The organism is Roseomonas sp. SRI_022, from assembly GCF_057586215.1.
On the sequence record NZ_JBYCZL010000006.1, the window covers coordinates 114644 to 127414 of the forward strand.

Genomic DNA, 12771 nt, shown 5'->3' on the forward strand with positions numbered 1-12771 from the left:
AGCCCCTCCGCCTCACAGCACCACCCCGAGCCGCGCCCGCAGCGCCGTCCCGATCGCCGCGAACACGGCATCGGGACTGCCCGAGGCATCCACCACCGCGCATCGCCCCGGCTCAGCCGCCGCGATCGCCAGGAAGCCGGCCCGCACCCGCGCGTGAAAGGCCACGCCCATTCGTTCGTAGCGATCTGCCCCGCTGCGCGCCGCGGCACGGGCCATGCCGTCCTCCGGCGGCATGTCGAGCACCAGCGTCGCATCCGGCGCGAAGCCATCCAGCGCGACATCGGCAAGCCGGGCCCAGACCTCGCGCGGTAAGCCCTGCGCACCCTGATAGGCCAGGGTCGAATCCGCGAAGCGATCGCAGACCACCCAACCCCCGGCCTCGAGGAAGGGCCGGATCGTCTTCGCCAAGTGCTCGCGCCGCGCTGCGAAATGCAGCATCGCCTCCGCCACCGGGTCCCAGGGGCCGTGGCCAAGCAGCAGGTCGCGGATGCGCTCGGCGCCGGGTGTGCCGCCTGGTTCGCGCGTGCGCAGCACCGGCAGGCCGCTGCCAGCGAGTGCCGCGGCGATGCGGCGAGCCTGGGTGGACTTCCCTGCCCCCTCGCCGCCTTCGAGCGTGATGAACCGACCGGTCATCGTCATGCGGGAAGGATGGTCCGGCCGGGCGAGCGACGGAACCCCGCCGTCAGCCCCGCGTTCCGAAGACGAACTGGCTGACCACCGCCGGGATGCGGGAGATCAGGCCCAGCTTCTCGACATCCGCCCCGGCCAGCAGCGGCACGCGCAGTTCCGGCACGCCCTGCCCGCCCACCAGCATCTCGCCGATCTGCTGCCCTCGCGCGACCGGCGCAGTCAGCGGCGCGTCGTATTGCAGGCGAACCTGCAGCCGCGACCGCCATTGCCGCGGCAGTGTCAGCACCAGGTCGCGCCCGCCCACCATCGGCACCTTGGACCGCTCGCCGAGATAGACCGGGACTTCCTCGATCGTGTCCTGGGCGCGGAACAGCACAACCGCCTCGAACTCGCGGAAGGCCCATTCCATCAGGCGTTCCGATTCCTCGGCGCGGGCGCGCATCGAAGGAAGGCCATTGACCACCAGGATCACCCGCCGGTCACCGCGCTTGGCACTGCCGGTCAGGCCATAGCCGGCTTCCTCGGTATGGCCGGTCTTGAGGCCATCCGCCCCGGCGACGCGCGCCAGCAGCGGGTTGCGGTTCTCCTGGGTGATGTTGTTGTAGCGGAAGGAACGCTGATTGTAGAAAGCGTAGTAATCCGGGAAGTCGAAGATGATCCGCCGCGCCAGCGTCGCGAGGTCACGCGCCGTCATGCGGTGCTCGGGGTCCGGCCAGCCGGTGGAATTGCGGAAGCTGCTGTTGGTCAGCCCGATCCGCCGCCCGGTCTCGTTCATCAGCTCGGCGAATTGCGTCTCGCTGCCGCTGATGCCCTCGGCCAGCACGATGCAGGCATCGTTGCCCGACTGCACAATGACGCCATGGATCAGGTCCTCGACGCGGATCTGCGCGCCGAGGTCCACGAACATCTTGGACCCACCCATGCGCCAGGCCCGCTCGCTGACCGGCAGCGACTGGTCGAGCTGCAACTGCCCGGCCTTCAGCTTCTCGAAGACGACATACATCGTCATCAGCTTGGACATCGACGATGGCGGCATCCGCTCATCGGCGTTCTTCTCGAGAAGCGTGGCGCCGGTGGCGAAATCCACGATCAGCGCCTGACGCGCCTGCACATCGACCGGGCCGAGCGGCGTATCCGCCGGCGACCCCGCCGGGCGCGCGGGCGCCGCGCCGCGCCGGCCGCCTTGTGCCGGGCGTTGCTGGGCCAAGGCGGGCGTCGCGAGCCCCGGGCCGACCAGCCCGGCCAGGGCTCCGCCGAGCAGCGTGCGTCGATCGGTCATGCGGGCAATTCCTGCTTCCGGCGCGTCATCTCAGTCCACCAGGATCCGTGCACCGGATACTCCCCCGGCCAGAGTCCGCTCAAGCACCGCGTCGGCCTGTGCGGCGGTGGCGAAGGGCCCGACGCGTACGCGGTAACGCTGGTCGCGGCGCGGGCCGAAGGCTTCCACCTGTGCCCCAGGGACGCGGGCGGCAAGGCGCTGCGCGGCATCGGCGCGCGACAGGATGCCAGCCTCGACAAGGATTCGGCCCGGGCGCGGCGCACCGGTGGCAACGGTTTCGGGTAGCACGACCTCGGGCGGCGGCGCGGATGCCACCGGTGCCGTGGCGGCAACCGCCGTCACGACGGCACGCTGGCCGGCCGTGCGCGCGCCGGGCAGTGGGTCGAGGCTCTCCGCGGCCACGGCCGCACGCGGGGCGGTCTCGATCGCCACCGCTTCGGGCGGGCGGCCAAGCGTCCTTTCGCCGAGCGCACGGCTCCGCTCGCCATCGACTTCGATCCGCACCTGCGGGCTGCCGCCGGCGGGAATGCCGAGCAGGTCCGCCGCGCGGTCCGACAGCCCGATGACCCGGCCCGGATTGGCCGGCCCGCGGTCATTCACGCGCAGCGTCAGGGCACGGCCGTTCTCGAGATTCGTCACCGTCACCACCGCCGGCAATTGCAGCGTGCGATGGGCGGCGAGCGCGCGGGACGAACTCCAGGCCTCGCCATTCGCCGTCGGCGTATTCCAGCCCGGCCCGGCCTGGCGCGTCGCGAGCCCGGTCTCGACCAGGGCGAAATCCTCCCGCGGATAGGACCAGACGCCACCCATCCTGTAGGGCTCGCCGACCAGGTAGCGCGGCTGCTCGCTGCTGCAGGCGGTGGCCAACAGCAGCGGCAGGAGGAAGCGCACCCTCACGCAACGCGGTCCGACAGCAGTCCGACCGAAAGGCCGTAATTCACCGGCGAATTGTAGCGCCGGATCACCCGCAGATTGTGGTGGCCGAGGAAGACCTGGCCATTGCCGCGGTTCGGCAGCACGACCTGCGCCTCCGGCCCATCCGGCAGCGCGCCGCCAGCCTCGGTGCGGAAGCCCATTCGCGCAAAGTCGCGCATCGGGCGCATGGTGTTATCCGCGCCCGCCGCGTTGAAGCCGGGCGGCGGCGTCACCGCGAGGCCCCAGGGCTCGCCGGCGCGCCAGCCGTTGCGTTGGAAATAATTGGCGATGGAAGCCAGCGCATCCGGCCGGCTGTCCCAGATGTCGCGCCGCCCGTCCCCGTCGAAATCGACAGCAAGACGCTCGAAGTTGGTCGGCATGAACTGCGGCTGGCCCATGGCGCCGGCCCAGGAGCCCATCATGCGGTCGTTGCGGATGTGCCCGTCGTCCAGGATCTTCAGCGCGGCGAACAGCTCGGTGCGGAAATACGATGCGCGGCGGCCTTCCCAGGCGAGCGTCGCCAGTGCCTCGACCACCTTGAAGCCGCCGGTATTGCCGCCGAAATTCGTCTCCACCCCCCAGATCGCGACGATGACGCGCGGGGAGACGCTGAAGCGCCCTTCGATCCGGCGGAGCAGTTCCGCATTCTCGGCGTAGTTGCGGCGACCGTTCTGCACCCGGGTCGGCGAGACCATGATGCGGTCGCGATATTCCTCCCACGCCATGCCGCCTTCGGCCTGGCGGCGGTCCAGTTCGATGACGCGCTGGTTCGGCCGGACCCCGGCGAAGGCGGTATTCAGCATGGTCTGGGACAGGCCGCGCCGCCGGCCTTCCGTCTTCACCCCTTCGACGAAGCGGTCGAACGACACCGAGGCGACCGGCTGGTATTCGGGCGCGCTGGGCTGCGGCGCGGCCGGCGCCGGTGCGGCCGTCGCGGCCGGCGTGCTGGCGGGGGGCGAGGCCGCGCAACCGGCGAGCGGCGCGGCGGCGAGGAGGATGCGGCGCGTGATCATACCGGTGAGGTGCCATGCGTCCCGCCGGGACGCAAACGCCAGTTGCATGCCTTGGCCGTTACGCCGGGAGTGCTACAAGCGCAGCGATAGACCGGAGGACAAACGCCATGGCTGCCGTAACGCGCGACCTCGCCGCCTTCACCGCCGCGATCCGCTTCGAAACGTTGCCGGCCGAGTTGCAGGAGCGCACGCGCTTCCTGGTCCTCGACCTCGTCGGCAACATGCTGCGCGGGCGTCACGATGCCGAGAGCACGGCGCCGCTGCTGGCCGCGGTGCGCTCGCTCGGCCTTGCGGCGGGTTCGGCGGCGGTGTTCGGCGACTCGGCGCGCTACACCCCCGCGGGTGCGGCGCTGGTCAACGGCACCACGGCCCATTCGCTCGATTTCGACGACACCCATGCCGCCGGCACGCTGCACCCCGGAGCTCCGGTGATCCCGGCGGCTCTCGCCGCGGCCGAGATGGTGGGCGCGGATGGCCGTACCGTGCTCGGCGCGATCGTCGCCGGCTATGAGGTGACCTGCCGGCTCGCTTTGTCCCTGCCCGGCGGCGACCATTACGACCGCGGCTACCACCCGACCGCGACCTGCGGCGCCTTCGGCGCGGCGGCCGCGGCGGCGCGCGTCTTCGGCCTGTCGGCCGCGCAGGTCGAGGACGCCTTCGGCATCGCGCTGTCCCAGGCCGCCGGCTCGCTGCAGTTCCTCGCCAATGGCGCGTGGACAAAGCGGTTCCAGGTCGGCTGGTCGGCGCTGAACGGACTGACCGCCGCGTCGCTGGCGCGCGAGGGCTTCCGCGGCGCCGGCGAGGCGCTGGAAGGCCGTGCTGGCTTCCTGCGCGCCTATGCCCCGAACCCGACGCCGGAACGCGCCATCCGCAACCTCGGCAGCGAGTGGGAACTGATGGAGACGGCGGTGAAGCCCTATCCGTCCTGCCGCTACGGCCACGCCAATGTGGACGCGGCGTTGGCGCTGCGCGCAGAGCTCGGTCTCAAGACCGAGGAGATCGAGAGCGTCACCATGGGCCTGCCGAACAAGGGCATGCTGCTGGTGGGCGCGCCGACGCAGTACAAGCAGAACCCACAGAACATCGTGGATGGCCAGTTCTCCGGCCCCTTCGTGGTGGCCTGCGCGCTGGCCCGCGGCCATTTCGGCTGGGACAGCTACGCCTGGCTGCAGGATGCCGACCTGCGCGGCCTGATGAAGAAGATCCTGCCGGTCGAAGATGACGAGGTTGAGTCCGACTTCCCCGAATACATGTCGGGCAAGCTAACGGTGAAAGCGCGCGGCCAGACCTTCGTGAAGAAGGTCAATGTGCCGAAGGGCGAACCCGCCAACTTCCTGACCGAGGCCGAGATCCGCGCGAAGTTCCACGGCCTGGCCGATGCGGTGCTGGGCGCGGAGCGCGCCAAGGCGCTTGCGGATGCGGTGCTGAACCTCGACAAGGCCGCCGACGTCCACGGCATGCTGCGTCTCGGCGCGCCGATGATGGCCGCGCGCCTGGCCGGCGAGTAGGCCGGTCGCGTCTGGATGGGTGGCCGAGTGGTCTATGGCAGCGGTCTTGAAAACCGCCAGGGTGCAAGCCCTCGTGGGTTCGAATCCCACCCCATCCGCCAGATCTGACTGTTCTCCGCGCGTTGGCGCGATGCTGCTTCGCGCATCGGTCAGCCGTAGCTGGCGTAATTGCGTTATCGGATAGATCTTGATCCGTACCGGATGGGCGCAGCGAGTGCTGCCATCCCTTCGGTACGTAGCCATGGGCACCATGCATCCCATTCATGATCCGTGTCGATAAATTGGGATCATTTGTTTCTTCTATTTTCTCAAGATTTACGCAATCTTCACTCCCGCACAGGCGCAACAAGCGCCAGGAATCGCCGACCGGGAGCCCTTTCGTATGGCGAATTTGTTCGGAAACACCACTCCTGACAGCCTCATCGGATCGTCAGGCGATGACATCATTTATGGCGGCCCGACAACGATTGAGAGTTCCGACAGCGCCAATGACACGATCCTGGGCGGTGGTGGATCGGACGCGATCTATGGCCTCGGTGGCTCGGACTCGATCTTCGGCGAGACGGGGAACGACTTTCTCGACGGCGGCGGCGGCGACGATAGCATCAACGGTGCCGACGGTGATGACCGGTTGGCGGGACAGGCCGGCAACGACACGCTTTCGGGCGGCGCAGGCAACGACCAGCTGAATGGCGGGACCGATGCCGACATTCTCGACGGCGGCATCGGCAACGACACGTTGGATGGCGGTCTTGGCGCCGACAGCCTGTCCAGCGGCGAGGGCAATGACAGCCTGACCGACGGCGACAGCGCCGCCGCATCGTCGATCGACACGCTCCTGGGCGGCGTTGGCAATGACACGCTCGCCTCGATGAATGGCAGCGATCTGATCGATGGCGGACTTGGCATCGACCGTGCCGTGATCGACCGCGCCTTCAGCCTGGTGTCGCTGACCTTCATCTTCGGCGGCGCCGATGCCCTCAGCACGGTGGAGGGCGATGGCACCACCGTCACTGGCGTTGAGTCCTTCACCTTCCGTGGCGGCAGTGGCGGCGACTTCGTTATCACGAGCTGGGGTACCGACCTGCTCGAAGGCAATGACGGCAACGACCTGCTCATCTCCGACCAGGGCGATGACATCGTGCTGGGCGGTCGCGGCAGCGACACGCTCGATGCGGGTACCGGTAATGATTCGCTCGATGGAGGCCTCGGCTCCGATGTCATGGATGCCGGCGGCGGCAACGACCGGATCAATGACGGTGACACCCGCACGGAGGCCGGCGCCGACATCATCGACGGCCGCGAAGGCAACGACGTCATCATCAGCAATGCCGGTGCGGACACGATCGACGGCGGCGACGGGGATGATGAGGCCCAGATCGACCGCTCCTTCATCGGTGCCGCGCTCGGCCTCGATGTCCAGTCCGTCGATCTGGCCGCGACGATGTCCGGGGCCGGCGTCGTCGTCAGCGGGATCGAGCGTTTCATCATCGCAGGCGGTACCGGCGCGGACACCATCGCCACTGGTGATGGTGTCGATCGCCTGACGGGCAATGCCGGCGACGACGTGCTTTCGGGCCGCGGCGGCAATGATGTCCTGACGGGTGGAACGGGGCTCGATACCCTGTCCGGCGGTGATGGCAACGACAATCTCGCCGGTGGTGAGGGGAGCGATCTCCTCGATGGCGGCAACGGGAACGACCAGCTGACGGATGGCGATTCCAGCAGCGACGTGTCCGATGACACGCTGCTCGGTGGCGCCAATGACGACAATATCACGAGCCAGCGCGGCTCGGATTCCATCGATGGCGGCGATGGTGTGGATCGGCTGACGCTGAACCGGTCCAGTGCGGTGGGATCGTTGACCTTCATCTTCGCAGGCGCGGAAGCCGTCACGGCACTGGTGGGCGACGGAACGAATGTCCGCGGCGTGGAGTCCTTTGCCATCACGACCGGCAGCGCGGCCGATGTAATCGTCACCGGGTCCGGCAATGACAACATCACCGGCGGTGACGGCGCGAATTCCCTCTCGGGTGCGGCAGGCGACGACCAGATCTCCGCCGGTTCCGGCAATGACACCCTGCAGGGCGGCGATGGCAATGACCGGCTGACGGCCTCGGGTGGAGCCGACCGCCTGTTCGGCGACGCCGGCGCCGACAACCTGGACGGCGGCCTTGGCGAGGATCAACTCTTTGGCGGTGCGGATAACGATCAGCTCGTAGACGGCGACAACAGCTCCAACATTGCGTTGGATACGCTGAACGGTGGTGATGGCGACGACACCATCACCAGCAACGCCGGCGCGGACAGCATTGATGGTGGGCTGGGGATCGATCTGCTCACCCTCAACCGGTCGAACGCGTCGATCGCACTCAGCTTCAACTTCACGAACGCCTTGCTTGAGACGGTGCTGGTCGGGGACGGAGCCCGGAGCACGGGCGTCGAGCGCTTCAACATCACGACCGGCAACGGCAACGATACCATCGCCACTGGCGGCCTGTCGGATGTGGTCACCGCGAACAACGGGAACGATCTGCTGTTCGGCGGCGGCGGCACGGACTCTCTCACGGGCGGGTCGGGCGACGACACGCTCGACGGCGGCACCGGCGCGGACACACTGTCGGGCGGCCTCGGCAACGACATCTATTACGTGGACTCGACCGCCGACGTGCTGTCCGAGGCGAATGGCAACGGCACGGACGAAGTCCGCTCCACCGTGAATTGGACGCTGGCCGAAGGCCTGAACTTCGAGCGTCTCCTGCTGCTCGGCACGGCGCGGCTCGGCCGCGGCAGCGAGCTCGACAACACCATCATAGGCAATACGGTCGACAACTATCTCTTCGGCGGAGAAGGCAGCGACATCGTCAGTGGCCTCGGCGGCCATGACTGGATGGTCGGTGGTGGCGGTAACGACACGCTCGAAGGCGGCGATGGGCAGGACACGCTGGGCGGCGACACCGGCGATGACCTGCTGCGTGGCGGCAATGGTGGGGATCGCCTCCTCGGAGGCACCGGCAACGACACGCTGATCGATGACGAGCCGGTCGGCCCGATATACAGCAACGACCAGTTGTTCGGTGCAGACGGCGATGACCGGCTTGAGAGTTATGGCGGCGTTGATCTGCTCGTGGCCGGCCTCGGAACCGACCTCGCCGTGCTCAACCGTGCCACGGCCACCGGGCCGCTCATCTTCAACTTCGTTAATGCCGGGGCAGTGACGACGCTGGTCGGCGACGGAACCCAAGTGACCGGGGCGGAACGCTTCGACATCACCCTCGGTTTCGGGGCGGACCGGGCGGTGCTCGGCGCGCTGGACGACGTGGCTGCAGGCGGCAGCGGGGCGGACAGCTTGTTCGGCATGAACGGCAACGACACGCTCAATGGCGGCGCGGGCGCCGATCGCCTGGTTGGTGGCAACGGTACCGATCTCGCGGATTACAGCACGGCCGCGGCGGCCGTGATCGCCCGGCTCGATGCCCCCGGCGCGAATACCGGGGACGCGCTGGGCGACGTCTATGTCCAGATCGAGAGCCTGCGCGGTTCCATCCACAATGACGAGTTGCGTGGTAACGCGCTGGCCAATGCCCTGTCGGGCGGGGATGGCAACGATACGCTGTATGGCAATGCCGGCGCCGATACTCTGGCAGGCGGGGATGGGGCTGATCGATTCCGCTATCTCGCGCTTGCCGACAGCGCTGCCGCGACACGTGACGTAATTGCTGATTTTGTTACCGGAACCGACCGCATCGACGTCGCCTGGATCGACGCCAACACGGGCACGGCCGGGAACCAGGCGTTCTTCTGGGCCGGGTCCGGTAGCTTCGTCGGCGGCGGCATTGCATCAGTCCGCCATACCGCAGTCGCGGGAGGCACGGACGTGCTGTTCGACGCCAATGGCGACAATACGGTTGATATGGCGATCACCCTGCTGGGTGTCGGCAGCTTGTCCGGCACCGACTTCCTGCTCTGACAACGTACCGGGTGGCGGCGTCGCTGCCGGCCATCTGGCACGCTCTGGCATTGTCCCGCGGCGCGGGTCTATGGTCGCCGCCAGGAGGCGGTGCATTTGGGCATGGCAGCCAATAGGGGGGTCGGTCAGACCGTCCCCCTGGATATGGGCATGCAATCTTGAACTCTGCTCCGCTGGTCCTCGCGGCGACACAGCTGGTGGCCATTCTGCTGTCCGCCGCTGTCGCCGTCCTCGCACTTCGCACTACGTTCCAGTGGCATCACGACCAACGCCGTGCGCAGTTGTCAGTCCTCGGTACGGTGGCACTCCTGGCCAATGCTGTCGTGCTGGGGTTGGACTTCACTGCCGGTCCGCCGCTGGGATGGCAGGCGCTGGCGCGGCTGGTTCCGCAACTCACGCTGCCCACACTCGTCATCGTCCTCCTGCGCACGCTGCGCCACCGCGACGCCGTGGCGCGGGATGCGGCGCGCGACGCCCCCTTCGCCCCCACCACCGGCCTGCCCAACCACCCACTGCTGCTGCGCCAGATCATCCCGGCCCTCGCCCGCTGTCGCCGGGAAGGATCGCCCGCGGTCATGCTTGTTGCCGGGGTCGATGGCCTCGCGCATATCCTTGACCGGCGTGGCCCCGGCCAGGCGGCCGAGATGCTGCGCAGCCTCGCAACCATCCTGGGTGATGCGACGCGCGCCGGGGACCTATCGGGCCATGTCGAACCCGACGTATTGGGCACGCTGCTGCCAGCAGCCACGGGTGAATCGGCCGAGCGCGTCGCGACCCGCCTCCGCGCCCTCGCCTCCGAGCGGATGGTCGATCCGGAGATGAGCGGCCGACGCGTGGCGGTCAGCGTTGGCATTGCCGTGGTGGGCGACGGCGCGGAACCCGCCGCGCTCGAGGAAGCGATCTCGGCCGCGCTGACGGCCTACCGGCAGGCGCTTGCGGAAGGCGGGGACCGGGTGAGGCTTGCGGCACCGCCGCCGGCGCGCTCCCCCGGCGGGGCGCCCTGAGCGCGGCCGGCGAGCGGCGGTGGCACCCGATGGGACGCTGCTCTAGGATCGCGTCGTGAACCTTCTCGTTCCCCCTCGCGCTCGGTTGCAGGTGGAGGTCGTCTTCGACCTCGTCTGCCCCTGGTGCTACCTCGGCACGCGGCGGCTGCGGCGGGCCTTGCGGGCGCGGCCGGACATCCTGGTGGACATCGTCTGGCGGCCCTTCCTGTTGAACCCGGACATCCCCGCGGCGGGACTGCCGCGCCAGGAATTCCTGACCCGGAAGTTCGGCGGCGAGGAACGCGCCCGGCGCCTGCATACGACCATCGCCGAGCTCGGCCTGGCGGAGGGCGTGCCCTTCCGCTTCGACCGCATCCGGCGCATGCCTTCGAGCCTCGATGCCCATCGCCTGGTGCGCTTCGCGGCGCGCGAGGGCCTGGGCGAGGCGATGGTCGATGCGCTGTTCCACGGCCACTTCGCCGAGGGCGCGGATCTCGGCCATGTCGATACGCTGGTGCAGCTCGCCATGCGGGTCGGGCTGGATCATGCGGGGGTGCATCGCTTCCTCGAATCGGTTGCCGATGCGGATGCCGTGCATGCGGAGAATCTGCGGGCGCACCGCCTGGGCATCAACGGCGTGCCCTGCTTCGTCGTGGCCGGCCGCCACGCCATCGCCGGAGCCCAGGAACCCGAGGTTCTGGAACGCCTTCTCGACGTCGCGCTGGTCGAGGCGTGAACAAAATCCCGGGGGGCCTTGCGCGGTCAGCCGACCGCGTCTAAGGAGGCGGCCCCGCCGGGACGGGGGGCGCATAGCTCAGTGGTATGAGCGCCTGCTTGACACGCAGGAGGTCCGTGGTTCGATCCCACGTGCGCCCACCATTTTTCTTTTGTCCCTCAGACTGCGGGCGGGCCGCATCCGCGGCCCTTGCCTTCGCGCCATGCACTGTTGCGGTGCGGCCGCTGCCGGGATGGGCGCGGTCCCGCTTTGCGCTCGCGGATCGAGGCAAGGCCTCGATCCGATTACGTGGCACATCAGTGCACACTCGCCCACAGCCGCCAGCCACTTCGCTCCATGCATTGTAGCGTCGTGCATGGCCGTCGAGATGGGCGCGCAAGCGCTCGTGGATCGGGGCGGGTCCTTGGTGCGGTTGCGCGGTGTTTCGGAGGACACTCGCTGTCTGCCGCCCGCCGCTTCGTGCCACGCAACGTTGCGTCTTGGCCGGCCGTCCGAACGGGTGCGCTCGTGCGTCAAGGAAGCGCATCGATCCCAGCCGCGACGCGTCCACGCTGTCCAGTTGCTTGAAGAACACCAGAGCGTCGTTCGGGCACCATCGCCCGGCGATGCGGACGATCGAGACCTCAGCGACCCTGACGCGAGCCCTGCCCCGCTGGCGATCTGGGAACGGTCCGGATCGCATGACGGTCGAGGTGTAGCGCACCACGATGCGATCGCCTCCGAACACCACACCCTCCGCCTCCCCGGCTAGTCGGGGCAGGAGGCGCAAATGCGTTCCACCGCGCGCAGTGTCGGCATGTTGGTCGTGATGGCCGGGCGGTTCGCCTCAGCCCTTGGGCCTATGCGCGACGAAGCCGCACGCATAGGCCTCGGGGATCGCCGCGGCGTCCCCGCTGCTTCAGATGTCGTGCAGCCGTCGCACCAGGGCGACGGTCTGCGCGTACGTCATGCTCAGAAGCGGTAGCGGAAGCCGAGCACGAAGGAGTTCGCGCCCTCCCATACCCCGTTGTAGAGGCCGAAGATGCCGCTGCGGTGCATGTAGCGGAAGGCCAGTTCGTATTGCGGGTATTCGGGCAGTGCCAGGGTCAGTTCCGGCGAGAAGAAGTTCAGCCAGGCGGACTGGTTCTGCTCCGGCCGCGCATCGGTCCCCCGTTCCACCTGCGGCAGCCGCGTCACGAAGTCAGGCCCCATGGACAGGCCGATGGTCGTGTAGACGTAGTTCGACCAGGGGAAGCCGTCGTAGCGGAGATAGACCGCCCCCCAGAACTCGCCGCCCTCCGTGTCGCCGAAGCGGTAGGCGCTGCCGGCTTCCAGATCCACGGTGAAGAAGCGCCAGAAGCGACCGAGGCGGTACTGCACGGCGCCGCCGACCAGCGTGTCGTCGCCCCAGGACCCGGTCCAGGGGGACACGATCAGGTCGCGCAGCTTGCCGTCCGCCACCGAGGAACCGACGAACAGCGTGCCCGACCAGGGCCGTGCATCGGCCAGCGCGCGGGCGCGATCGGCGGGCGAAAGGTGCGACAGGTCCGGCGCCGCGACGGCGGCCACGGCGGCGGCGGGGGCGCTCACCAAGGGCCCCGGCACCGGCGCGGGCTCCGACACCGGTGCCGGCGCAGGTGCGGACGCCGCCGGCAGGGCCCGCTGGCGCGTGGTGGTGGTGCGATCGGGCGGTGGTCCCCCGGCAACGAGCAGGAAGGCAGCAGCCGCCAGGGAGGCCAGGCGGGCCGGCCGGGAAAA

9 protein-coding genes and 2 tRNA genes are annotated in these 12771 nt (G+C 68.8%); 6 read left to right on the top strand and 5 right to left on the bottom strand.

Annotated features, from left to right (window positions below):
• Positions 1–12: 12 nt before the first annotated feature.
• From tmk to AC2YHJ_RS07805, 4 genes are read right to left on the bottom strand one after another with little or no spacing between them, the layout of a single operon-like run.
• Positions 13–633 carry a dTMP kinase gene (gene tmk, locus AC2YHJ_RS07790; RefSeq protein WP_487395286.1) on the bottom strand — a complete coding sequence of 207 codons (621 nt, stop codon included), beginning with the start codon at positions 631–633 and terminating at the stop codon, positions 13–15.
• Between the two features lie 49 nt (positions 634–682).
• The gene (locus AC2YHJ_RS07795) at positions 683–1909 is read right to left on the bottom strand and encodes a D-alanyl-D-alanine carboxypeptidase family protein (protein ID WP_487395138.1); all 1227 of its coding nucleotides are present in this window, start codon (positions 1907–1909) and stop codon (positions 683–685) included.
• A gap of 30 nt (positions 1910–1939) precedes the next feature.
• The gene (locus AC2YHJ_RS07800) at positions 1940–2806 is read right to left on the bottom strand and encodes a septal ring lytic transglycosylase RlpA family protein (protein WP_487395139.1); all 867 of its coding nucleotides are present in this window, start codon (positions 2804–2806) and stop codon (positions 1940–1942) included.
• Positions 2803–3837 carry a lytic murein transglycosylase gene (locus AC2YHJ_RS07805; RefSeq protein ID WP_487395142.1) on the bottom strand — a complete coding sequence of 345 codons (1035 nt, stop codon included), beginning with the start codon at positions 3835–3837 and terminating at the stop codon, positions 2803–2805. The genes AC2YHJ_RS07800 and AC2YHJ_RS07805 overlap by 4 nt, the downstream gene beginning before the upstream one ends.
• A gap of 107 nt (positions 3838–3944) precedes the next feature.
• Between AC2YHJ_RS07805 and AC2YHJ_RS07810 the strand changes: the two genes are divergently transcribed.
• From AC2YHJ_RS07810 to AC2YHJ_RS07835, 6 genes are all read left to right on the top strand, one after another.
• Entirely contained in the window at positions 3945–5345 is a 1401-nt protein-coding gene (locus AC2YHJ_RS07810) for an MmgE/PrpD family protein (RefSeq protein ID WP_487395144.1), read from the top strand.
• Between the two features lie 13 nt (positions 5346–5358).
• A tRNA-Ser gene (locus AC2YHJ_RS07815) sits at positions 5359–5446 on the top strand.
• 281 nt (positions 5447–5727) lie between these two features.
• Positions 5728–9315 (top strand): beta strand repeat-containing protein, encoded by a 3588-nt coding sequence (locus AC2YHJ_RS07820; RefSeq protein ID WP_487395146.1) that lies wholly within the window; start codon positions 5728–5730, stop codon positions 9313–9315.
• Positions 9316–9473: 158 nt separating this feature from the next.
• Positions 9474–10319: a GGDEF domain-containing protein gene (locus AC2YHJ_RS07825; RefSeq protein WP_487395147.1), complete on the top strand. Its 846-nt coding sequence runs from the start codon at positions 9474–9476 to the stop codon at positions 10317–10319.
• 55 nt (positions 10320–10374) lie between these two features.
• The gene (locus AC2YHJ_RS07830; protein ID WP_487395148.1) at positions 10375–11034 is read left to right on the top strand and encodes a DsbA family oxidoreductase; all 660 of its coding nucleotides are present in this window, start codon (positions 10375–10377) and stop codon (positions 11032–11034) included.
• Positions 11035–11101: 67 nt separating this feature from the next.
• Positions 11102–11177 (top strand) — tRNA-Val (locus AC2YHJ_RS07835).
• An 808-nt stretch (positions 11178–11985) separates the two neighbouring features.
• On the opposite strand, the gene AC2YHJ_RS07840 is transcribed toward AC2YHJ_RS07835, so the two are convergent.
• A complete protein-coding gene (locus AC2YHJ_RS07840; protein ID WP_487395150.1) occupies positions 11986–12603 on the bottom strand; it encodes a hypothetical protein in 618 nt (205 codons plus the stop codon).
• Between the last annotated feature and the right edge of the window lie 168 nt (positions 12604–12771).

Bases quoted from the DNA above. Each gene is read 5' to 3' on its own strand.
- tmk (WP_487395286.1), bottom strand. From the start codon at position 633: ATGACCGGTCGGTTCATCACGCTCGAAGGCGGCGAGGGGGCAGGGAAG.
- AC2YHJ_RS07795 (WP_487395138.1), bottom strand. From the start codon at position 1,909: ATGACCGATCGACGCACGCTGCTCGGCGGAGCCCTGGCCGGGCTGGTC.
- AC2YHJ_RS07805 (WP_487395142.1), bottom strand. From the start codon at position 3,837: ATGATCACGCGCCGCATCCTCCTCGCCGCCGCGCCGCTCGCCGGTTGC.
- AC2YHJ_RS07810 (WP_487395144.1), top strand. From the start codon at position 3,945: ATGGCTGCCGTAACGCGCGACCTCGCCGCCTTCACCGCCGCGATCCGC.
- AC2YHJ_RS07820 (WP_487395146.1), top strand. From the start codon at position 5,728: ATGGCGAATTTGTTCGGAAACACCACTCCTGACAGCCTCATCGGATCG.